This window comes from Rubrivirga sp. SAORIC476 (assembly GCF_002283555.1).
Lineage (GTDB): Bacteria > Bacteroidota > Rhodothermia > Rhodothermales > Rubricoccaceae > Rubrivirga.
Map to the genome: position 1 here is coordinate 783,070 of NZ_MVOI01000003.1, position 21,614 is coordinate 804,683.

Here is a 21,614-nt window from a genome sequence, read left to right on the forward strand (position 1 = left end):
GGTGCGCGGTGCCTTCGATCGGGTGCGCGGTGCCTTCGATCGGGTGCACGGCGTTTGACGAGAGAGGGCGGCGTCCGGCTTCCTCCGCCCGTTGGCAACGCGGGCCTCACGACTCTCATTCCTCCGTTCCCCATCTGCCGCATGGATCGCTGCCCATGCCCCGGCGGTACGTTTCGGCGAACGACTTGCCTCCTCATGCAGACCTCGTCGACCTCTCGGCTCCGACTCGTCCCCGTCCTCGCGGCCCTCTTCGTGCTGATCGGTCCGGCCAGCGGGCAGTCGGCGCCGCCGCGCGGGCTGGACGCGCCCGACCGGCCGCTGGTGGTGATGAACCTCGCCGCCCACCCGGACGACGAGGACGGCCTGACGATGGCCTACTACCGCGGCAACCAGGACGCGGTGGTCTACTCGGTGATCTACACGCGCGGCGAGGGTGGCCAGAACGAGGCCGGGCCGGACCTCTACGAGCGGCTGGGGGCGATCCGCACGGCCGAGACCGAGGCTGCGGCGCGCATCCTGGGCACGCGCGTCGTCTTCCTCGACCGGTTCGACTTCGGGTTCTCGAAGCACGCCGCGGAGGCGTTCACCGAGTGGAGCGGCGGCCGGACGGGCTTCTGGCAGGCCATCGACCCCGCCGGCCTCGACGCCGAGGCGGGGCGGGACGCTCTCGTGGCCGACGTGGTGTACCAGATTCGGCGCCTGAAGCCGGACGTGCTGTTTACCAACCACGACACCACGACGGCGTGGCCGAACGCCCAGCACGGGCACCACCAGGCGGTCGGCCTCTCGTCGTTCGAGGCGTTCTCGCTCGCGGCCGACCCGACGTACCGGCCGGAGCAGTTGGAGGAGGACGGCGTCGACGTGTGGCAGCCGTCGCGGCTGTTCCTGCGCGTGGGCGGCTTCTCGTCGGCGAATCCCGACGAGATCGACGTGACGGTGCCGGTCGGGGACGACTGCGCCGCGACGGCGGTCCGCCCGGCGGAGTCGTGCGCCGACCGCGCCGTGGCGGGCGTCTCGAAGCACGTCAGCCAGGGCTTCGACCTGTGGGCGCCGCGCTTCCGCCGGGAGACGACGACGTTCCGCCTGATCGCGTCGGCCGAGGGCGTGCCGCCGCTGCCCGCGGGCGCGACCGACCTCGCCGCGGGCCTCCGCCCCAACCCGACCGCCGCCGACCTTCCGCTGGCGACGCTGGTGGACAGCGGGCGCCTGCCGACGCTCGACCTCGGCGTCTCGTCGCCGACGGTCGTGCCCACGCAGTCGGTCTACGTGGACCTGGGCGCGCTCGCGCCGGGCCAGACGGTGACCGTGTACCCGCCGCCGGGCGCCCCCACGCAGGGCCTCTTCGCCGCCGAGCCCGTGACCGGGACCGCGGGCGCGGGCCGCCTCCGCGTGCCCGTGCCGTCCGGCACCACGCCGACGGCCCCGGCCTACCGGTCGCAGTACGGCACGTCGGTGGGGACCGCGCCGCTGCTCTACGCCGTCCGCGACGCCGCGGGCGCACTGGTGGCAGGCGGCCGCCTGCCGGTCGAGATCGTGCCTCCGGCGACGGTGGACCTTTCCCCCGACCCTATCCGCCTCGTGCCGGGCGTCAACGAGATCCCGGTGCAGCTGACCGTCTTCGAGGCGCTCCGCGACACCGTCAACGTCGGCCTGACGCTCTACCGGGGCGACGCCGCGGTCGCCTTCGCGGTGCAGGGCATCGCCGCGGCCGACGGGCAGGGCGTGTTCGAGATCGACCTGGGCGACGCTGCGCCGGGCGACTACCGCATCCAGGCCGCCGCGCAGACGAGCGGCTGCGGGCTGCCGTGGTTCATCGTCGAGCGCCCCGCGACCATCCTGCCGGACGTGGCCGTCGCGCCAGGCCTGCGGGTCGGCTTCGTGCGCAGCTATGACGGCACCATGGCCGAGGCGCTGGCCGTCATGGGCGCCGACGTGGTGGACCTCGACAGCACGGCGCTCGCCGCGGGCGACTTTTCCGGCCTCCAGACCATCGTGGTCGACATCCGGGCGATGCTGGAGCGGCCCGACCTCGTCGCTCACAAGGACCGTCTGCTGGCCTGGGTCGAGCGCGGCGGGCACCTCGTGGTCGGCTACCACAAGTCGTTCGAGTGGAACGACAACGACGGGCTGGCGCCGTACCCGCTCGTCCTCGGCCGCGACCGCGTGACCATGGAGGACGCCCCGGTGACGGTTCTCCTGCCCGACCACCCGCTCTTCCAGGCCCCCCATGCGCTCACCGAGGCGGACTGGGACGGCTGGGTCCAGGAGCGCGGCCTCTACTTCCCGTCCGAGGCCGACGCCCGCTACCAGCGCCTGCTGTCCGTCGGCGACGCAGGCGAGGCGCCGCTGACGACGGGCCTGCTGTTCGCCGAGGTCGGCCAGGGGACGTACGTCTACTCGCCGCTGGTGTGGTACCGCCAGCTGGCCGCCCTGACGCCGGGCGCGTGGCGGGCCTTCGCCGACCTCGTCTCGCTGCCGCTGACGGACGGCCGCGGCGCGGTGGGCGCGCGATGACATCCAGGCGCCGCTAAAATATTAGCGCCCGCTCGTAACCCGCGGGCGGTCGCCTCCGTGTAGGGAGCACTTCACGCCCTCCCCCCGGGCATTTCGCCAGGCTCCCGAGGCCCGTCCGATGACGCGCCCGAGCCCCCGTTTCCGACGGCTCGTGCCGCAGTCTGGAGACGTGCGTCCCTGCGGCACCTCGCTCCCCGGAGTCATGTTCAGCACCCCGATCCCCCGCTCCTCGATCCTCGACTCGCCGATGCGCCACTGCAGCCGCGAGCGCCGCCGCCTGGCCCACGCCACGCGCCCGAGCCCCTCCCCTCTCGGCCACGGCACGCGGACGCCCCGCTCCGCCCGAATGGCACAGTCAGGCCGGCGCACCACGCCGACGACGTAGTTCTCTCGCAAACGCCTCCAGACAGGGGGAGGGGCCCGGAGCATGACTAGTCTCCGGTGCCCGTCCCCTTGCTGCGTTGACCGCCCTCCGTCCCCCCGCCCGCTACGACACCGCCCGCCTCGACAGCTACGTGCCCCAGACCGACGGGCAGGCCGAGGCGCGCGACAAGGCCCGGTCGTTCGTCCGCCTCGTCCGCATCCGCGAGGGGCGGCCGTCGTGGATGCGCCTCTTCAAGCGCGACGACGGGCTGCGCGGCGGCCTCTACCTCGTCGGGCCGGTCGGGACGGGCAAGACGCACCTGCTGGCGTCGATCTTCCACGCGCTGAACAGCCCCGAGGACGGGTCGAAGCCGGTGCCGTGCGCCTACACCCACTCGTCGGCGCTGCTGCGGGCGCAGGAGCCGCCGGAGGCCTACGCCGACCGCATCGCCGAACAGGCGCGCGTGCTGTGCCTGGACGAGGTGGAGTTGGACGACCCCGCCGGGGAGGTCCGCCTGATCGCGGTGCTGAAGGCGCTCCGCGAGCGCGGCGTGACGCTGGCGGCGACCTCCAATGCCGAGCCCGAGAACTTCGTCTCGGCGCGGCAGGGCCGGGAGCGGCTGGAGCGGTTCATCTCGGAGGAGTTCGCGGCGCAGTACCACGTCGTGTTCGTCGGCGGCGACGACTTTCGGCAGCGGCTCGACAAGGAGGGCCAGGCGTGGGTGGGCGACGCCGAGGCCACGCGGGCGGCGATGCGGACGGCCTACGACGCGGCCCCCGAGCCCAAGCGCTGGCTCGGGTTCGACGAACTGATCCGCCTGACGACCGAGGTGGAGCGGACGCGCCTGACCGAGCACCTGGCCGAGGCCCGCGCCCTCTTCCTCGACGGCATCGACGTGACCGACACCGACGACGCCCTGCGCCTGCTCCGCGTCGCCGACGACCTGTACGGCCTTCCGTCCCCGCCGACGCTCTACTTCACGTCCGCGACCGCCCCGGCGGACTGGTTCGCGGCGGACGGGCGGCGCGGCATCGAGGCGGCCATCGCAGAGAAGTTCACCCGGACGACGAGCCGCCTGACGGCACTCGCGGAGGTGACGCACGTCGGGGAGGCGGCGCATCGGTAGGTCGGGGAGGCGGTAGGACGTGGGCAGATCGGTGACCTGCCCCACCTCGGCCCTTCTCCGGAGCGTGCCCGCCAGCCTCCCCCCGAACCCCGCCCGCGGCCCGGCGTCCATCCCGCCCCGCTCTCCCCTGGCATGGCCGACGCCCCGAAGAACCCCGTCCTCCTCTGCGTCGACGACGACCCGGACGTGCTGCGCGCCGTCGCACGCGACCTCCGCCGCCACTACGGCGAGCAGTACCGCGTCCTCCGCGCCGACTCGGGCGCCGAGGCACTCGACGCCGTCCGCGAGTTGGTCCAGCGCAACGAGCCGCTCGCCCTCGTTCTCTCCGACCAGCGGATGCCCCAGATGGACGGCGTCGGCCTGCTGGCGCAGGTCGCGCAGGTCTCCCCGGCCACCAAACGCGTCCTTCTGACGGCCTACGCCGACACCGACGCGGCCATCTCGGCCATCAACGACAGCCGCGTCGACTACTACCTCCTCAAGCCCTGGGACCCGCCCGAGGAGACCCTCTACCCGACCCTCGACGACCTCCTCGCGGACTGGAAGAACGCCTACCGGCCCGGCTACGGCGGCCTCCGGCTCATCGGCGACCGCTGGAGCGCCGAGGGGCACCGGCTCCGCGACTACCTCTCGCGCAACAACGTCCCGTACCGGTTCGAGGACGTGGAGCGCGACGAGGACGCCCGCGCGACGGCCGAGGGCGCTGCGCTCCCGCTCGTGATCCTGGAGGACGGCACGCGCCTGGAAGCCCCCGAGCCCCGCGACGTGGCGGCCCGCATCGGGATCCGCCAGGAGGCCGAGCGCGAGTTCTACGACCTCGCCATCGTCGGCGGCGGCCCGGCCGGGCTGGCGTCGGCGGTGTACGGGGCGAGCGAGGGGCTCAAGACGGTGCTCCTCGAGCGGGAGGCGCCGGGCGGGCAGGCGGGCACGTCGAGCCGCATCGAGAACTACCTCGGCTTCCCCGCCGGGCTCTCCGGGGCCGACCTCGCGCGCCGCGGCGTCGCCCAGGCGGAGCGGTTCGGGGTCGAGATCCTCTCTCCCATCGAGGTCACGAGCGTCCGCGTGGACGGGCCGTACAAGATCCTGACTCTGGACGACGGCCGCGAGCTGTCGTGCCACGCGCTGATGCTGGCGACCGGCGTGGACTGGCGCAAGCTGCCCGCCGACGGCGCCGAGGCGCTCGAAGGCAAGGGCGTGTTCTACGGCGCGACCATGTCCGAGGCGATCGGGTGCGAGGGCGAGCACGTGCTGGTCGTGGGCGCGGGCAACTCGGCCGGGCAGGGGGCGCTCCACTTCGCCAACTACGCCGACCGCGTCTCCATCATCGTCCGCGGCGACGACCTCGCGAAGAGCATGAGCCAGTACCTCGTCGACCGCATCGAGGCGCACCCGAGCATCGACGTGCGCCTGAACACCGAGGCGACGGCGTGCACCGGCGACGACCACCTGGAGTGCGTCACGCTGACCGAGCGCGGCACCGGCGAGGCGGAGAGCGTCACGTCGAGCTACCTGTTCGTGTTCATCGGCGCCGCGCCGGACACCGACTGGCTGCCGGAGGCCGTCGCGCGGGACCGCAAGGGCTTCGTCCGGACCGGCCCCGACCTCACCGAGGCGGACCTGGCCGACTGGCCGCTGGAGCGAGACCCGTATCTGCTGGAGGCCAGCGTCCCGGGCGTCTTCGTCGCCGGCGACGTCCGCGCCGACTCGGTGAAGCGGGTCGCCTCGGCGGTGGGCGAGGGCTCCGTGGCCGTCGCGTTCGTTCACCAGCACCTCGCGTCGCTCTAGGTACCCGGCACGGCCCCCGCCTGGCCGCCGTCCTCAGCTCCCCCGCCTCCCGCTCCCTCGCCCCATGCTCCTCGGCCTCCACCACGTCACCGCCATCTGCGGGCCCGCGCAGGCGAACGTCGACGCGTACGCGGGTGCGCTCGGGCTGCGGCTCGTCAAGCAGACCGTCAACTTCGACGACCCCGGCACCTACCACCTCTACTATGCCGACGGCGACGCCCGGCCGGGCTCGGTGCTGACGGTCTTCCCCTGGCCCGCCGACGGCCTGCGCGGGCAGATCGGCGCCGGGCAGGCGACGGCGACGGCCTACGCGGTCGCCCCCGGCGCGTTGTCGCGGTGGCTCGATCGCCTCCCCGGCGCCCCCTTCGAGGTGGCGATGCCGACGGTCCGCTTCGGGCAGAGCGTGCTCACCCTCCGCGACGCCGACGGGCTGGTGATCGAGTTGATCGAGACCGACGACGCCAGCGGCGCCTGGGCTGACGGGCCGGTCCCCGAGGCGATGGCGCTCGGTGCGTTCCACAGCGTCACGCTCTGCTCCCGCGACCCCGACGCCACCGCCCACGTCCTCACCGAGGCTTACGGCTACGCCGAGCACGGCCAGGAGGGCGACCGCCTCCGCCTCGTCAACCCCGCCGCCGACCGCGCCCGGTTCGTGGACCTGTTCTGCTCGCCGCAGATGCCGACCGGCCGGATGGGCATCGGGACCGTCCACCACGTCGCCTTCCGCGCGCCCGACGATGAGGCCGAGTTGTCAGTCCGCGAGACGCTCCTGTCGATGGGCCTCCGCCCGACGCCCCAGATCGACCGGCGGTACTTCCACTCGGTCTACACCCGCGAGCCGGGCGGCATCCTGTTCGAGATCGCCACCGACCCACCGGGGTTCGCGGTCGACGAGTCGGCGGACGCACTCGGCCACGCGCTCCAGTTGCCGCCCCAGTATGAGCCCCAGCGGGCCGCCATCGAGGCCCGCCTGACGCCCCTCCGCCTGCCCGCCTGACGGTGCGCTCGCTCCTCGCGTCCCATTGCGAGGGAGATCCCGCCCACCTCGGGCCCGAGGTGGACACGGTCGCAGGCTCGCTGTCGCGTCCTGCGCCGTCGGTGAGGTGTGGGGACGGTCGTGAGCGGTTGCGGACGATGGGCCGGATCGGAATCCCGCTCTTGAGGATCGAACGCCACCGCGCCAGTGGACCGAGGACCGGCGGAGCGCGTCGCGCGAGGGCAGAGCAGCGGTAGAAGGTCGCCGTGGGGCCGCGCTCGGCCGGTTTCCCGATCCAGCGCGCCTGCCCCGCGCGTGCAGGTGTGAGCCGCTTTCGCGGAAGGGTTCGTTTCAGGAGGCACACCCTCGCTCTGCCACTGCTCGCGTCCGCCATGCTGTGCCGTCTGCTCGCCCTCTCCCTCCTCACAGGCCTGACCGTCCAGGCGCAGTCCCTCGAATGGGTCGGAGACGGCGCGCTCGTCGAGGCGGTGTCGGCGGACGGATCGGTCGCCATGGGACGGCTCACGTCTCCCGCTCAAGCCTTCCGCTGGACGGCGGCGGGGCTGGAGCTGCTCGGGAATCCGCCAGGCGCGTTCACGAGCCGCGCGCTGGATGCCTCGGCCGACGGCTCCGTTCTGGTGGGGGCCGCGCAGCTCACCGCGACGGGGGGAAGCGACGCCTTCCGGTGGACCGAGGGGAACTATCAACTCCTCGGCCTCCCCAACGGCACCGCCTCCAGCGTCTCCGCCGACGGAACCGTGGTCGCGGGTCAGGCCCTGTTCGACGGCCGCGGTCGGGCGACACGCTGGGTCGGGGAGACGGCGGCCAGCCTCGGGACCCTCGGCGGCGACTTCAGCTCGGCCACAGGCCTCTCTGCCGACGGGTCCGTCGTGGTCGGCGGCGCGTTCGACATCACCGGGACCCTCCGCCCGTTCCGCTGGGAGAACGGTAGCATGATCGACCTCAGAACGCTCGGCGGGACGGGGCTCGCTCGCGCCTACGCCGTCTCGTCGGACGGGCGGGTCGTCGTCGGCTCGGCGCCCGATGCCTCTGAACGGGTGCGCGCCTTTCGCTGGGAGGCGGGCAGCATGGTCGACCTCGGCCCGGCGCCGGGCTACCCCGACGGCGAGTACCTCGCCGTCGATGTCTCGGCCGACGGCTCGGTCATCGCGGGGTCCTACGGAGGGGCTGACGGCGTCGAGCGCGCGATCGTGTGGCAGCAGAGCGTGGGGTGGCGCCCCCTCCGCGACCTGCTGACGGACGCCGGGCTGGACGTGAGCGGCTGGACGTTCGCCGGCATCACAGGCATCTCGGACGACGGGTTGGTGTTCGGCGGCCAGGGGCGGAACCCGTCCGGTGTGTTCGGGGGCTGGGTCGCCTCGCTCCGACCGTCCACCCCGGCCGAGCCCGCGCCCGCGCGGGCGTCGCCACGCCTTACGGTCGGCCCGAACCCCATGACGACGGCGGGGGCCGTTCGCCTGACCGTCCCCCAGGCGGGCCCGGTGCAGGTCCGGGTGGTCGACCTGCTGGGGCGCACGGTCTCGGTCGTCCTCGACGGCGCGGTGGCAGCGGGTGACCACGCCCTCTCGCTCCACACGTCTGGACTCGCCCAGGGAGTCTATCTCATCCGCGTCGAGAGCCCGGGCGGCGTCCTCGTTCGCCCGTTCGTCCTCGCTCGCTAGGGTGCGGCGTGAGCCGGTCGGGCGGCAGAGTTCGTTTGACTCTTCGACCTCCGACTGCACCGCCTGCGTCCTCATGCGTTTCTGGTTTCTCCTTCCTGCCCTGGTTCTCCTGACAGCGATCCCTGCGTCCGCCCAGTTCATCCGCGTCGACAGCGTCTTCGTCCGCGACATCAACAGCACGGGCAGCACGTTCATCGGCACCAAGCAGGGCGACGGCACCTTCGAGTCGCTCCGCTGGACGCAGGGCATGCTCGGCCCCCTCGTGGGCATCCCCGACTCCGTGGACTTCTCCGCAAGCCTCATCTCGGGCGGCGGGGACATCATCGTCGGCGGAGACGGCAACACGGACCCGCGGGTGATCGGCACGCTGATCGGGAACGAGTACTCGCCGATCGATCTCCCGGGGACCGAGGACGAGTTCGGGACCACCGTGATCTCGGACGACGGGAGCACGGTCGGCGGGGACTTCCAGCAGCTCCAGCCCAGCGGCAACCGGATGCGTCAGGCGGCCGTCCTCGACCTCGCGAGCGAGACGGTCACCATCCTTCCGCTGCCCGAGGGCGCCAACCGGGAGTTGCGGTCGGAGGTGCTCGGGCTCAGTCTCGACGGCAGCGTCCGGGTCGGGTTCCAGTTCCAGAGCCCTGGCACCGCCCTCCGGTGGGACGGCATGACGGTCTCCAAGGCCCCTCTCGCGACCGTCGGCGGGGTCGAACCGACGAGTGCCGCCGCTGTCTCCGTGTCGGCCGACGGGAGCGTGGTTCTGGGCGAGAACACGCGCTTCGTCCCGTCGAGCGGCGCCCTCGCCAAGGAGCTCTGGCTGTGGTCCGGGACCACGGTCACGCAGATCCCCCCCTATCCGGGCTACGTGGTCGACAACTTCAACCGCTGGGACGCGATCGACCTCTCGGCGGACGGCACGATCGTGCTCGCGGACTGCAGCGCCGCTGACGAAGGTCCCCTGTGCCTCTGGGACGCTGAGAACGGCTGGCGCTTCGTCAAGGACCTCGTCCGCGAGACCGGCACTGACGTCAGCACGATCAACTTCACCGACGACGGCTGGCTCTCCCAGGACGGGCAGGTCGTCGTCGCCCGCGCGACAGACACGACGACGGGGGTCCGGTTCACGTTCGTGCTCGGCCTCAAGGACGACCGCATCCGCGTCACGTCGACGGGCGACCAGGAGGACCTCGACGACACGGACGACGAGTGCGACGTGAGCGGCTCGGAAGGCCTCCAGTGCACCCTCCGGGCGGCCATCCAGACGGCCAACGCACGCACCGGGGCCGACGAGATCCTGTTCGAGATCGGCGAGGGCGGAGCCCACGTGATCACCGTCTCCAGCCCCCTCCCGTCCCTGACCGGGCCGACCGTGTTCGACGGCACCACGCAGCCAGGGTACACGGACCGGCCGCTGATCACGGTGCGCGCGACCGGCGTGTCCGGCGACGGGTTCGTGCTCAACCAGCCCGACAGCGCCGTGCTGGGGCTCGCCGTCGGCGGGTTCGGCGGGGCGGGCATCCGGATGTCGGGCCCCGGCGGCGGACGCGTCGAGGCGAGCTACGTCGGCGTGGCGCGGAACGGGACCACGCCGCTCCCGAACGGCCAGGGCATCGTGGTGGACGGCTCCCCGACCCACACCATCGGCGGCGAGGAAGCGGGGCTGGGGAACGTGGTGTCGGGAAACACGGGCGCGGGCGTGGTGGTGCGCGGTGCCGCGTCGGCGGGCGTCGTGATCGCAGGCAACCGCATCGGGACGACCGGCGACGGGACCGCCGCGCTCGGCAACGGCGCGGAGGGCATCCTCGTGGAGGGCGCGCCGGGCGTGCGCATCGGGGGAAACAGCGAGGCCGAGCGCAACCTGATCGCGGGCAACGCCACCCACGGCCTCCGCATCGAAGGCGCCGAGGCGGACGGGGTGGAGGTCCTGGGCACCTGGGTGGGGCTGGCCGCCGACGGCACCACGGCGCTCGCCAACGGCACCGACGCCACCGAGCGGACCGGCCACCACGGCATCTCGGTCGTCTCCGCGCCCAACGTCGTCATCGGGGGTGAGACGGCCACGCCGGGCCGCGCGCCGGGCAACGTGATCGCGGCCAGCGCGGCGCACGGCGTCGCGATCACGGGCACCCCGGACGCGCCCGCCGACGGCGCGCAGGTCCTCGGCTCGCTCATCGGCACCGACCGGTCCGGCACGACGGCACGTGTCGGCGGCGCTGCCGCGGTGTACCTCTACGGCGCCGCGCGCGGCGCGCAGATCGGCAAGGCCGGGGCCGGCAACGTGGTCGTCGCGGGTGCGTCGGGCGAGGGCAACTCTCGGGGCGGCGTCTGGTTGCTCGACCTCGGCGAGGCGGGGGGCGCCCCGGACCGCGCCACCGTCGCGGCCAACACCATCGGCCTGAACGCGGCCGGGAGCGCTGTCCTGGGCGAGATCAACACCGGCGTCGCCGTCCTGAGCGACGCGGACGGCGGAGGTGTCGCCGATGTCACCGTCGGCGGGCTCACCCTCGCCGACGGCAACCGCATTCGCAGCAGCCTGGGGACGGCCCTGTTCGGGCCGAAGACGGCGAACGCCGTGGTGGCGTCCAACTCCATCGGGCTGCTCGCGAGCGGGCAACTCGCGAGGACGGAGCGCGATCCGTTCGGGATCGCGCTGCTGGGCGCCCCGGGCGTCCAGATCGTGAACAACACCATCGGCGGGCAACTCATCGGCGTTGCGCTGGCGAGCGATGAAGCGGTGCTGACCGGTAACCGCATCGGCACGAACCGGGCGGGAACGGCGGCGCGCCCCAACACGATCGGTATCTACGTCCCGGGCCGTCTGGACGGTGGGCCGGACGTGGGCGACCGGACCGTGATCGGGGCGCCGGGACTGGGCAACGTGATCTCGGGCAACCAGTTCGACGCCATCCGGATCGGTGGCGACCTCGACCTCGGCAGCCCGGAGGACGGACTTCGTCCCGGGGGCGCCGGAGCGGCGCGCGTCGCAGCGCGGCCCGCCACCCTCCGCGCCGGGGCCGAGGCGGAGGCCGCCCGAGACGGGCGCCTCGCGGCGCTCCTCGCCCCCGGCCGCACCGTCCTCCGCGACACCGCAGCGGCCGCCCGCCGTCACCTCGCCGGCACGCCCGACTCGACCGTGATCGCGTTCAACCGCATCGGGACGACCCTCTCCGGGACGCGAGAGCTCGGCAACGGCCGGGGCTCGCCGACCTCTGCACGCGCCGCCATCTGGGTCACCGACGGCCGCGGAACCCTGATGCTCGGCAACGTCATCTCCGGCAACGGCGGCGGCGTGCTCGTGACCGCGCCGGAGGACGAGGACCGCGACCCGAGAGAGACCGTCATCGCGGGGTCCCTCATCGGCGGCGCGATCGGGTCGGGCGCGGCGATCCCGAACCAGTACGGGGGCGTGTTCTACTTCGGCAGCGAGGGCAACCGGATGGAGGCGCGCCCGGTGGAGGAAGGCGGCGACCCGGTCGGCAACATCGTGCAGGGCAACGGCGAGGTGGGCGTCGCGATCCGCCCGATCGACGGTGAGACGAGCAACCGCATCCGCGCGACCAGTTTCCTGAACAACCGTGGCGAGTCGCTCCTGCTGCTCAACGGCGAGTTGGAGTACCCGTCGAACGCGCCCTCGCCGCCGACCGTGCTCTCGGCGGTCCGCACCGAGGACGGGGCCCACCTCCGCGCCACGGTCGGCGTGGCCGGAGCCATGGACGTGTTCGCATCCCCCCGCTGCGACAGCGGGAACGCCGAGGGCCTGCTCGTCGGCAGCGCCACGGTGTCGGCGGGACGCGTCGAGGTCCCGGTGACGAGCCTCGCGCCGGGCGCCTCCCCGCTGAATCAGTATCTCGCGCTCACCCTGACCCCGACCGCCACCGACCGCACCACGAGCGCCTTCAGCGACTGCATCCGCATCACGCGGGCCCGCGACGCCGCCGAGGTGGACGTGACCGAGGGGGAGACCGGCCCGGTCCTGACCGACGTGGGCATCGACGTGGAGGTGACCGAGAACGGACTGCGAGCAGGCGCGACCGGCGGCACGCTCTACGCAGCGCGCTACGGACCCACCATTCCGCCCATCCCGAGCCCACTCGACTCGCAGGCCCGCACGCCCGCCGGCCCTCAGCTTCGCCCCAACACGGTCGCCCGTGACCGCCACTGGACCCTCCGCGCCGATGGTCTCGAGGGCGTCACGTACGACGCCTGCCTCGACGTGGACGGGGTCGAGGGCGTGCTCGCCCCCGACCAGCTGGTGGTGGTCCACCGACCACGCCCGGACACCGCCTGGACGGCATACGACTCGTCGCTCGACGGCTCCCGCCTGTGTGCCTCGGGGCTGACCGCCTGGGGCGACCTCGGGCTGGGTGCGGACTCCCTCGCCAACCCGGTGCCCGCTGAGCCGGGCGTCGCCCTTCCCGCGACGGCAGCGTTGGCCGCGCCCTTCCCCAACCCGGCTCGCGGCGTGGTCTCGGTGCCGTACGCGCTCCCCGCCCCGGCGCCCGTCCGCCTGACCGTGATCGACGCCCTCGGGCGTGAGGCGGCCCGGCTGGTGGACGGCCCTCGGCCCGCCGGGCACCACACCGCCCGCCTCGACACCGGCCCCCTGCCGAGCGGCGTCTACCTGGTGCGAGCGGAGATCGACGACGCGATCCTCGTCGGCTCGCTGGTGGTGGCCCGCTGACGGATCGGGAGGTAGACGTGGAGCGTGCATACAGTCCTTGCCTCCGCTCCCGATGACCGGTCCTCACGACGCCCTGCCCCCCGTTTCCTTCGGCACCCCGCTGGCCGAGGCCACCGCCGCGATGGTGCTGGTCCACGGCCGGGGCGACAGCGCGCGCGGCATCCTGGGGCTGGCGCCCGAGTTCGGACGGCCCGACCTGGCGTACCTCGCGCCCCAGGCGGCAGGCTGGGCGTGGTACCCGAACAGCTTCCTCGCGCCGCTGGACGCCAACGAGCCCGGCCTGTCGAGCGGCATCCGCGCGGTGCTCCGCGCCGTCGCCGAGGCGGAGGCCGCGGGCATCCCGCGCGAGCGGATCGTGCTGGCAGGCTTCAGCCAGGGCGCCTGCCTCGCCTCCGAGACCGCCGCCCGCACCGGCGGACGCTGGGGCGGCGTGGTCGTCCTCTCCGGCGGCCTGCTCGGCACCGGCGAGGGCCCACCCGACGCGCCCCGCGTCCGCGGCATGGGCGGCAGCTACGCCGAGAAGGCGTTCGACTACGACACGTCGCTCGACGGCACGCCCGTGTTCGTGGGCTGCTCGGACGTGGACCCGCACATCCCGCTCTCGCGCGTCGAGACGACCGCCGCCGTCCTCGCCCGCCTCGGCGGCGTCGTGGACGCCCGCGTCTACCCGGGCATGGGCCACACCGTCAACCGCGACGAGATCGACGCGGTGCGCCAGATGCTCGGCCGGTCGTGACTTCGGGCGCTCCGTAGCATGCGACGGAGCCACGCCCAACCGGACCTCGCATCCATGCCGTTCATCCTCGCCGCCGGTGCCGTCCCCCCGTTCCTCGTCGAGGTCGTCGCCATCGTGCTGGCGGCGGCGGTCGTGGCGTACATCAGTCAGCGGGTCGGGCTGGTGCCCATCGTGGGCTTCCTTCTGGCGGGCGTGCTGATCGGGCCGAGCGGGCTGGGCCTCGTCACCGACCCCGAGTTGATCGACGCGGCGGCCGAGATCGGGGTGCTGCTGCTGCTGTTCACCATCGGCATCGAGTTCTCGCTCGACAAGCTCCAGAAGATCCAGCGGCTCATCTTCGTCGGGGGTGGCATCCAGGTGGGGCTGACGACGGCGCTGGTGGCCGGCGCGTGCCTCGCGTTCGGCGTCGGCTGGCGCCCGGCGGTGTTCACCGGCTTCCTCGTCGCGCTCTCGTCGACGGCCATCGTGACGAAGCTGCTCGGCGACCGGGGCGAGACGAACACCGAGGTGGGCCAGGGCGCGGTCGGGCTGCTCATCTTCCAGGACCTCGTCGTCATCCTGATGGTGCTGCTGGTGCCCGCGCTCGGCGGCGGAGACGTGTCGGGCGGCGAGCTGGCGTGGGCGCTCACGAAGGCCGCGCTGATCATCGTGTTCGTGCTGGTGGTCGCGCGGCGCGTGCTGCCGCCCGTCCTCGAGCACGTGGCGCAGACCTGCTCGCCCGAGCTGTTCCTGCTGACCATCATCGCGATCTGCTTCGGGACGGCCTACGCGGTCGGCCTGGCGGGCGTGTCGATCTCGCTGGGCGCGTTCCTGGCCGGGCTGGTCGTGAGCCAGAGCCGGTTCTCGGAGCACGCGCTGTCCGAGATCCTGCCGCTCCAGATCCTGTTCTCGGCGACGTTCTTCGTGTCGGTCGGCCTCTTGCTCGACCTCGGGTTCGTGTGGGACAACCTCGGGCTGGTGGTCCTCGCGCTGGTCACCGTGACGCTGCTGAAGTTCGGGACCACGTTCGTGGCCGTCCGCGCGGTGGGCCGGGCGACGCCCGCGGCGGCGGCGACGGGGTTGTGGCTGGCGCAGGTGGGCGAGTTCTCGTTCGTGCTCGAACGCTCGGGCCGCGAGGCCGGGCTGGCGCCGCTGGGCATGGACGACGTCGGCGCGCCGCTCTTCATCGCCGCAACGGTCGTGTCGATGGCGCTGACGCCGGTCGCGGCGCCGTACGCGGGCCGGCTGGCGCAGAAGCTCCGGGGGCTGTCGGACGCGAAGGAGCCGGACGCGCCCGCGGTGGAGCCGGAGCACTTCGCGGACCTGGAAAACCACACCATCGTGGCGGGCTACGGCGACGCGGCGAAGAAGCTGGTCCACGTGCTGGAGGGCTCCGGCGTGCCGTTCGTGGTCGTGACGCTGTCGCCGCTCGGCGCGCGAGAGGCCGAGGCGGACGGACTCCGCGTGCTCCGGGGCGATTATGCCAAACAGCACATTCTGAACGCGGTCGGGCTGGACCGCGCCAAGCTGCTCGTCGTGCCGGACGACAACCCGCAGATGGCCCACCGCGTGGTGTCCGTCGCCCGCGCACTCGCGCCGACCGCGCGCATCGTCGCCACTGCGCCCACGCCCGCCGACGCCGAGGAACTGGTCCACGCCGGGGCCGACCGCGTGATCGCGGTCGAACTGGAAGCGGTCATCGGCCTGTTCGACGACATCCTGCGCCACTACCGCGTCGACGCCGAGGACATCCTGCGCCACGAGGAGACGCTCCGCCACGGCACCTACGAGGCCTTCGACCAGGAGGTCATGGACACGCCCGCGGTCCGCTGCGAGCTCGACGGGGACTGCTTCTCGACGCGCACGGTCACCATCCGGGAGGGCACGCGCGCCGCCGGGCAGTCGCTCGCGGCCCTCCAACTCGACGAGCGGCTCGTCCATGCCATCGAGGTCACCCGCGACGGGGCGGTCACGAGCGAGCCCTCGGGCGCCTTCGTCCTCCAGCCCGGCGACGAGGTCCTGTTTGGCGGCACGCCCCAGTCGTTCATCGACGCCGCCGACCTGTTCCGCACGTCCGACGCCGGGACGCCCTCCCTCCCTGCTCTTCCTGCCATGCCCACCCAGCGCGCCGACTGGATCGACACGTCCCAGACCGTCCACCTCACGCCCGACCCCAAGGCCGACTGCTCACATGGCGACCACGTCCACGACGTGAGGCCGGGCACGCAGGGCTGCGCGGAGTGCCTGGAGAAGGGCGACCGATGGGTGCACCTGCGCGTCTGCATGGAGTGCGGGCACGTCGGCTGCTGCGACTCGTCGCCGGGCAAGCACGCGACGGCGCACTACCACGCGACGGGCCACCCGGTCGTGCGGAGCATCGAGCCCGGCGAGTCCTGGGGCTGGTGCTACGAGGACGAAGTGATGCTGTAGCGCGAGTCCGTCCGCCTCGGCGCCGAGGCGGGGTCAGCCGGGAGCGTCGCGGAGGTCGCGCCACGTGGGGTTGACGGCGTTGATGAGCGACACCTTTTTCGAGCGCCGCCAGCCCTTCAACTGCTTCTCCCGGGCGATGGCGTCGCGGATGTCCGGGTACGGCTCGGCGTAGATCAGTCGATCGAGAGTGTAGCGTCCCGTGAACCGCTCATCGCCGCTGGCCGCGTGCTCCGCCATCCGCCGCTCCAAGTCGTTCGTCACGCCGACGTACAGCGTGCCGGAGCGGTTCGTGAGGATGTAAACCCAGTAGGTCTTACGCTGACTCATACCGAAAGATGACACCCGCCCGCCCATCCTGTCATCCTGAGCGAGCGCAGCGAGTCGAAGGATCTGTACCGAGTGGGACGCTCCGGGCAGCGCTCTCGTCTCCGAGAGGAGAGACCGTCGCACCAGAGATCCTTCGACTACGGTCGCTGGCGCTCGCTCCGCTCAGGATGACAACGGGGAGTGAGGCAGAATCAAAGCGGGACCGTGTGCCCAATGCTACCATCTGGTGACCACTCTCATCCGTGCACGCATGGAGACCACCGAACCCAACGACGACCAGCCTGACGACGTGGACGCGCTTCGAGACCGAGTGCGAGCGCTGGAAGCGGAGATCGCGCGACGCGACGAGGCCGACGCGGCCTTCCAGTCCCGCAAGAAGAAGGCCGCGACATTCGCGGGTGAGGTGGCCGTCCGCGCTGTCGCAGGGACAGACGTTGAGCGCCGGACGCGGAGTCTCTGGGATGCATGGCGCTTGTATGGGAAGAGCCCTCGGACTGAGCCCTTTCCAGAGGTGGAGACGCGTGAGTTCGCCGTATCGCTCCTCGCGCGGCTGACGAGCGTGCGGCTGTGGTACCTGCTGGCTGCGGCGATCCCGTCCGCGTTCATCGCGGCGCAGACGGTTCTGCTTTACCAGCAGAATGCCCGGTTCGACCGGCAGAACAACCTGATCGCCTTCGAGCAGACCTCCTCTCTCCGAAGTCTCCTCTTCCTGCCGCCCTACGACTCTCTTGGACGACCGGTCGCCGACTATCTCACGATCCCGGACTCGCTTCTCTACGACGACGCGCTGTACCGCTGGCCCCAGCCCAACACGTCCAGCGTCGACCAGATCCTCGCCTTTGCCCGGAACGAGCCGGAGATCGCCTTCGATGCGCTCCTTCCGCTCCTGAGTGATGATGCCCCGCCTGTTGCAATCGGGGCGCTGATCGTGCTCGGCCGACTCCGCCAATTGGGCCTGTCGGACGCGAGAATAATCGCCACTGGCAGCCATCTTGCGGGCGCCGACCTCTCCGACCTCAACCTTCGCCTTGCCTCTCTGCCCAGGGCTGACCTGCGTGGAGCGAATCTATCGGGGGCGGACCTGACTGGCGCAGATCTGAACGGCGCTTTCCTCGATCGGGCTTCGCTCGAGGGCATAAGTCTCGAGTTCACCAATCTTCGGCTGGCGAGTCTGAAGGGAGTCCGTGGAGATCAAATCTCTTTTTCCCACGCTGACCTCCGGCAGGCTCGCTTCGATGATGCAGAGCTCAATCAAGCTTTGTTTTCTGAGGCGTGGCTGTTCGAAAACTCGTTTGACGGCGCAAAGTTGAGCTTTGCTAACTTCCAAGGTTCGAGGCTAGATAATTCTAGTTTTCGCGGAGCAGACTTCGCAGGAGCGAACCTGTCGGGAGCAAGCTTTCTCGACGCACACCTTGACGATGCCGACCTGACCTTCGTCCAGCTTGACTCCATCCGCGGACTCCGGCAAGCAGCCTCTATTCGAGGCGCTGTTTTATCTCGGCACGGCGACAACGGCGCCAATCGGCTGGTCGAGAATTCCTATGAGATCCTGAGCTGGGCGCAGTCCCAAGGGGCAGAAATAGGTCGGCCACCAGGATCGGACTCATTGTGTTGCGAGCCCACTGGGCCACCCAGGGCCCCTGATGACTTTGCGCCACCACCACCGCCGCCGGGATGGCGAAGAAACCCTCCGAGCCAATAAGCGCCCCCGATCCCAAAGGAACCGGGGGCGCCCGCCTCGGTGCCGAGGCCGAGGGAGTCAAGACGGCGGGGCTCAGCCGCAGCCGGTGGACGAGCCGCAGTTCGGGCAGCTGTAGCAGCTTCCGGCGCGGACCGTGATGCCGCCGCAGTTGGGGCAGGCCGGCGAGTCGTCCTGGTTCTGGAAGGCGCCCAGCTGGCCGTTCGCGTCGGCCTCCAGGACCGCCTCGACGGAGCCGCCGAGGTGGCTGGCCTGCGTGCCGTCCACGGCCGCCTGCGCGGTCGCGAAGAGGTCCGCCTGCGACTGGTCCTCGGCCGGGCCGTGGCGGTCCGCCTCAGACGCCACGGCCACCGTAGGGTCCACCGACACCTCCTCCTCGGCCAGGTCGGCCTCGGCGCCGTCGCCGCCGCCCAGGAACTTGAGCGACAGGTAGCGGAAGATGTAGTCCGTGATCGACTTGGCGATCGGGATCTTGGGGTTGTTGGTGAACCCGGCCGGCTCGAAGCGGACGTGGCCGAACTTGCTCACCAGGTCCTCCAGCGGCACGCCGTACTGGAAGGCCAGCGAGATCGCGGTCGCGAAGCTGTCCATCAGCCCGGCGATGGTCGAGCCCTGCTTGGCCATCGTGATAAAGATCTCGCCCGGGCGGCCCGCGTTGCGGTGGCCCTCCGGGTAGAGGCCCACGTGGAGGTAGCCCTCGTGGCCGGCGACCGAGAACTTGTGCGTCACCGACGGCCGCTCGTCCGGCAAGCGCTCGCGGTGCGGGCGGTAGACCACCTTCTCGACGATCGTCTCGACGATGCGCTCCGAGATCTCGGGCGTCCCGTGGGCCGCGCCGTCGCCCGAGGCGCCGTCGCCGGCGGCCCCTGACAGGGACGGCGAAGCCAACTCGGCCTCCGCCGTCTCCGTCTTGCCCGCCGTGTTACCGCCCGACTGGGTCGAGAGCGGCTGGCTGCGCTTGGAGTTCTCACGGTAGATCGCGACCGCCTTCAGGCCGAGCTCCCAGCTCTTCGTGTAGGCGTCCGCGATGTCCTCGATGGTCGCGCTCTCCGGCAGGTTGACCGTCTTCGAGATCGCGCCCGAGATGAACGGCTGGCAGGCCGCCATCATCCGGATGTGGCCCATGTGCGAGATGTAGCGCTCGCCGTTGTGGGGCTTGAAGGCGCAGTCGAACACCGGCAGGTGGGCGTCCTTGAGACCCGGCGCCCCCTCGATGGTGTCGTTCTCGTCGATGTAGCGGATGATCTCGGCCACCTCGGCGTCCGAGTAGCCGAGCCGCGAAAGCGCCTCCGGGACCGTCTGGTTGACGATCTTCATCAGGCCGTCGCCCTTGCCCGCGAGCAGCTTGTACTTGACGAGCGCGAGGTCGGGCTCGATGCCCGTCGTGTCGCAGTCCATCATGAAGCCGATGGTGCCGGTCGGCGCGAGCACCGTCGCCTGGGCGTTGCGGTAGCCGTACTGCTCGCCGAGCGTGACCATGCGGTCGGCGCTGGCCTGGGCCGCCTCGGTGAGGTAGGCGGGGCAGGACGCGTCGATCTCCTTGACCGCGTCGCGGTGCATCCGCATCACGTCCAGCATCGGCTCGGCGTTGTCGGCGTAGCCGTCGAACGGGCCGATGGCCGGGTTGGCGGCGATCTCGGCGGAGCGGGCGTACGCCTCGCAGTGCTCGATGGCCATCAGCGCCGCCGCGACCGCGCGGCCCTCCTCCGAGTCGTAGGGCAGGCCCATGCTCATCAGGAGCGCGCCGAGGTTGGCGAAGCCGAGGCCCAGCGGGCGGTACGTGTGGCTGTTCTTGGCGATGGTCGCCGACGGGTAGCCCGCGTTATCGACCAGGATCTCCTGCGCCGTGATGAACAGCCGCGAGGCCGCGCGGTAGCGCTCGACGTCGAACCGGCCGTCCGCCGTCTTGAACTTCATCAGGTTCAGAGACGCCAGGTTGCAGGCGCTGTCGTCCAAGAACATGTACTCCGAGCAGGGGTTGCTGGAGTGGATCGGGCCGTGGTTCTTGCAGGTGTGCCAGCGCTGGATCGTGTCCTCGTACTGCGCGCCCGGGTCGCCGCAGATGTGCGTGCCCTCGGCGATGGTCAGCAGCAGGTCCTGCGCGTCGACCTCGTCCACCACCTCGCCCGAGGTGACGGCGGTCAGGCCGAACCGCTCGCCCTTGTTGGCGGCTTCCATGAACGCGTCGTTCAGGCGAACCGACTGGTTCACGTTCTGGAAGGCGACCGAGCCGTAGGCGTCGCCGTTGAACGAGCCGTCGTAGCCCTCCTCGATGAGCGCCCACGCCTTGCGCTCCTCCGTCTGCTTGGCGCGGACGAACTCCAGAATGTCCGGGTGCCAGACCTTGAGCGTCTGCATGATGGCCGCGCGGCGCGTCTTGCCGCCCGACTTGATGGTGCCGCCGGTCGCGTCCTGCACCTTCATGAAGGACACCGGGCCGGACGGGATGCCGCCGCCCGACAGCTTCTCGTGCGACGAGCGCAGCTTCGACCAGTCGGCGCCGACGCCCGACCCGAACTTGAACAGCCGGGCGCTCTCGCCCATCAGCTGCCAGATGTCGTCCACGGAGTCCTCCACCGAGATGATGAAGCAGGCCGACGCCTGGGGCCGCTCGTACGGATCCACGTCGACGATCTGCTGCGTCTCGAAGTCCCACCCGGAGATCGTCTTGCCGCCCGAATCGCGGATGCCGTACTGCTGCCCGAGCCCGACGTTGAACCACACCGGCGAGTTGAACGCGCCGAACTGGTTCGTGCAGAGCCAGGTCAGGTCGTCGTAGAACGTCTCGGCGTCGGTGTCGGTGGCGAAGTAGTTCTGCTCGCGGCCCCAGTCCGTGATCGTGCGCGTGACGCGGTGGACGAGCTGCTTGAGGCTGTACTCGCGCTGGCCCTCGGCGGGCGTGCCGTTGCCGGTCTCTACGTCGCCGTAGAAGTACTTGCTCGCGACCACGTTGACGGCGAGCGGGCTGAACGCCTCCGGGAACTCGACGCCCTTCTGCTCGAAGATGGCCTCCCCGCTGAAGTTCTTGATGGCGGCGTCGCGCGTCGTCCAGGAGACGCTGTCGAACGGGTGCTGGCCCTCGGTGGAGAAGACACGGTCGATGGTGAGCCCGCCGGACGTGGCGGGGGCCTTTTTCTTGGCCATAGCAGGGTGGGTGTGGGGGGAACGAAGCGCGACACCAGGGCCTCGATCAGGGTCCGTGACCCCGACCGGCTCGTGCCGCCGGACTTCAACGCTGGGGGACGGGGGCGAGCCGGGCCGCCCTCCTCGGACGCGCGGCGGCTCAAGCCCGAAGGCGTGGAAGCGCTAGATGCG

At 71.6% G+C, this 21,614-nt stretch carries 11 protein-coding genes; 9 read left to right on the forward strand and 2 right to left on the reverse strand.

Translation table 11 applies throughout. The features are described 5' to 3' along the window. Positions 1-195 precede the first annotated feature (195 nt). From B1759_RS05265 to B1759_RS05300, 8 genes are all read left to right on the forward strand, one after another. Positions 196-2,514 (forward strand): PIG-L family deacetylase, encoded by a 2,319-nt coding sequence (locus B1759_RS05265; RefSeq protein ID WP_158225129.1) that lies wholly within the window; start codon positions 196-198, stop codon positions 2,512-2,514. Between the two features lie 461 nt (positions 2,515-2,975). Next, the gene (zapE, locus tag B1759_RS05270) at positions 2,976-4,004 is read left to right on the forward strand and encodes an AFG1/ZapE family ATPase (protein ID WP_095513982.1); all 1,029 of its coding nucleotides are present in this window, start codon (positions 2,976-2,978) and stop codon (positions 4,002-4,004) included. Positions 4,005-4,136: 132 nt separating this feature from the next. Beyond that, positions 4,137-5,789, forward strand: coding sequence for an FAD-dependent oxidoreductase (locus tag B1759_RS05275; protein ID WP_095513983.1), 1,653 nt, complete (start codon positions 4,137-4,139; stop codon positions 5,787-5,789). Between the two features lie 64 nt (positions 5,790-5,853). Further along, a complete protein-coding gene (locus B1759_RS05280) occupies positions 5,854-6,786 on the forward strand; it encodes a ring-cleaving dioxygenase (protein ID WP_095513984.1) in 933 nt (310 codons plus the stop codon). A 371-nt stretch (positions 6,787-7,157) separates the two neighbouring features. Beyond that, positions 7,158-8,447 (forward strand): T9SS type A sorting domain-containing protein, encoded by a 1,290-nt coding sequence (locus tag B1759_RS05285; protein ID WP_095513985.1) that lies wholly within the window; start codon positions 7,158-7,160, stop codon positions 8,445-8,447. Positions 8,448-8,520: 73 nt separating this feature from the next. After that, a complete protein-coding gene (locus B1759_RS19635; protein WP_158225130.1) occupies positions 8,521-13,128 on the forward strand; it encodes a hypothetical protein in 4,608 nt (1,535 codons plus the stop codon). Positions 13,129-13,180: 52 nt separating this feature from the next. Next, a complete protein-coding gene (locus tag B1759_RS05295) occupies positions 13,181-13,864 on the forward strand; it encodes an alpha/beta hydrolase (RefSeq protein WP_095513986.1) in 684 nt (227 codons plus the stop codon). 54 nt (positions 13,865-13,918) lie between these two features. Next, complete coding sequence (locus B1759_RS05300) at positions 13,919-16,273, forward strand: cation:proton antiporter (protein ID WP_158225131.1); 2,355 nt, start codon at positions 13,919-13,921, stop codon at positions 16,271-16,273. 33 nt (positions 16,274-16,306) lie between these two features. Here the strand turns inward: B1759_RS05300 and B1759_RS05305 are convergent, their stop codons facing one another. Beyond that, the gene (locus B1759_RS05305; RefSeq protein WP_095513988.1) at positions 16,307-16,600 is read right to left on the reverse strand and encodes a GIY-YIG nuclease family protein; all 294 of its coding nucleotides are present in this window, start codon (positions 16,598-16,600) and stop codon (positions 16,307-16,309) included. A gap of 250 nt (positions 16,601-16,850) precedes the next feature. Here B1759_RS05305 and B1759_RS05310 point away from each other — a divergent pair, with 250 nt between their 5' ends. After that, entirely contained in the window at positions 16,851-18,302 is a 1,452-nt protein-coding gene (locus tag B1759_RS05310) for a pentapeptide repeat-containing protein (RefSeq protein ID WP_095513989.1), read from the forward strand. Positions 18,303-18,374: 72 nt separating this feature from the next. Here B1759_RS05310 and B1759_RS05315 read toward each other — a convergent pair whose 3' ends face one another. Beyond that, the gene (locus tag B1759_RS05315; protein ID WP_095513990.1) at positions 18,375-21,443 is read right to left on the reverse strand and encodes a vitamin B12-dependent ribonucleotide reductase; all 3,069 of its coding nucleotides are present in this window, start codon (positions 21,441-21,443) and stop codon (positions 18,375-18,377) included. Positions 21,444-21,614 lie beyond the last annotated feature (171 nt).

Coding starts and splice junctions, on each gene's coding strand:
- B1759_RS05265 (WP_158225129.1), top strand. CDS start 196: ATGCAGACCTCGTCGACCTCTCGGCTCCGACTCGTCCCCGTCCTCGCG.
- B1759_RS05275 (WP_095513983.1), top strand. CDS start 4,137: ATGGCCGACGCCCCGAAGAACCCCGTCCTCCTCTGCGTCGACGACGAC.
- B1759_RS05280 (WP_095513984.1), top strand. CDS start 5,854: ATGCTCCTCGGCCTCCACCACGTCACCGCCATCTGCGGGCCCGCGCAG.
- B1759_RS05285 (WP_095513985.1), top strand. CDS start 7,158: ATGCTGTGCCGTCTGCTCGCCCTCTCCCTCCTCACAGGCCTGACCGTC.
- B1759_RS19635 (WP_158225130.1), top strand. CDS start 8,521: ATGCGTTTCTGGTTTCTCCTTCCTGCCCTGGTTCTCCTGACAGCGATC.
- B1759_RS05295 (WP_095513986.1), top strand. CDS start 13,181: ATGACCGGTCCTCACGACGCCCTGCCCCCCGTTTCCTTCGGCACCCCG.
- B1759_RS05300 (WP_158225131.1), top strand. CDS start 13,919: ATGCCGTTCATCCTCGCCGCCGGTGCCGTCCCCCCGTTCCTCGTCGAG.
- B1759_RS05305 (WP_095513988.1), bottom strand. CDS start 16,600: ATGAGTCAGCGTAAGACCTACTGGGTTTACATCCTCACGAACCGCTCC.
- B1759_RS05310 (WP_095513989.1), top strand. CDS start 16,851: ATGGAGACCACCGAACCCAACGACGACCAGCCTGACGACGTGGACGCG.
- B1759_RS05315 (WP_095513990.1), bottom strand. CDS start 21,443: ATGGCCAAGAAAAAGGCCCCCGCCACGTCCGGCGGGCTCACCATCGAC.